Consider the following 1,443-nt stretch of genomic DNA (forward strand, 5'->3'; position numbering starts at 1 on the left):
AGTAGTGCCCCATAGAGTGGTGTAACTCGGTGGCCGAGATCGTCTCCGACATCCGTGTCGTTGACGGATGTAGAGCGGCCACCGCGTGATCTTTCGAGTCAACCGTCTAAAGAATCCTCGAGGAGTCATCGCGATGACCGCACCCCATATTGTCGACCCTGCAGGCCTGCTTGGCCAAGCCCTATCTGACGCGTCGCCGGATCTGATGCGCGAGCTGCTGCAGACCATGATCAACGCACTGCTCTCCGCCGATGCCGACGCTGTGTGCGGCGCCGAGTGGAACGCCCGCTCGGCTGAGCGCACCAACCACCGCAATGGCTACCGCCACCGGCCCCTGGATACGCGGGTCGGCACCGTCGACGTCGCCGTCCCGAAGTTGCGCTCGGGCAGCTACTTCCCCGAGTGGCTGCTCGAGCGCCGCAAGCGGGCCGAGTCCGCGCTGATCACCGTCGTAGCCGACTGCTATCTGGCCGGGGTGTCTACCCGCCGGATGGACAAGCTGGTCAAGACCCTGGGTATCGACTCGCTGTCCAAGTCGCAGGTCTCACGCATGGCCCAGGACCTGGACGAGCAGGTCGCGGCGTTCCGGCACCGCCGCCTGGACGAGGCCGGGCCGTTCACCTTCGTCACCGCCGACGCGTTGACGATCAAGGTCCGCGAGAACAAGCAGGTCGTCAAGGCTTCCGTGCTGCTGGCCACCGGCGTCAACGGCGACGGCCACCGCGAGGTACTGGGCATACAGGTCGCCACCAGTGAGACCACGGCCTCGTGGAACACCTTCTTCGCCGACCTGGTTGCCCGCGGCCTGGGCGGGGTGCGGCTGGTGACCTCCGATGCCCACGCCGGGCTGGTCGGGGCGATTGCGGCGAACCTGCCGGGAGCCGCGTGGCAACGCTGCCGCACCCACTACTCGGCGAACCTCATGGCGGTGTGCCCCAAGTCCATGTGGCCGGCCGTGAAGGCGATGCTGCACAGCGTGTACGACCAGCCCAACGACACCGCGGTGCACGAGCAGTTCGACCGGCTCCTCGAGTACACCGAAGGCAGACTGCCCGACGTGGCTGAGCACCTCGGCGACGCCCGCGAGGACCTGCTCGCCTTCACCGTGTTCCCCGACGACGTGTGGCGACAGATCTGGTCCAACAACCCCACCGAGCGGCTCAACCGAGAGATCCGCCGCCGCACCGACGTCGTGGGCATCTTCCCCAACCGAGATGCCATCGTCCGCCTCATCGGCGCCGTCCTTGCCGAGCAGACCGACGAATGGGCCGAAGGACGCCGATACCTCGGACTCGAAGTCCTGGGCCGCTGCCGACTCACCCTGACCACCGACACCGACACCAGCTCGCAGACGGAGGTGACCACTGATGCACTGATGCAACTACCCGCCTGATCACCAACGAAGGATCACAATTCAGTTACACCACTTCTAGGGGCTTGACC

General features: G+C 66.0%; 1 protein-coding gene. It reads left to right on the top strand.

Annotation, left to right across the window (positions count from 1 at the left end; all coding sequences use genetic code 11):
• Positions 1-133: 133 nt before the first annotated feature.
• Positions 134-1,393 carry an IS256 family transposase gene (locus tag FOS14_RS24455; protein WP_069389740.1) on the top strand — a complete coding sequence of 420 codons (1,260 nt, stop codon included), beginning with the start codon at positions 134-136 and terminating at the stop codon, positions 1,391-1,393.
• Positions 1,394-1,443 lie beyond the last annotated feature (50 nt).

It is taken from the genome of Skermania sp. ID1734 (assembly GCF_007489285.1).
Classification (GTDB): Bacteria; Actinomycetota; Actinomycetes; order Mycobacteriales; family Mycobacteriaceae; genus ID1734.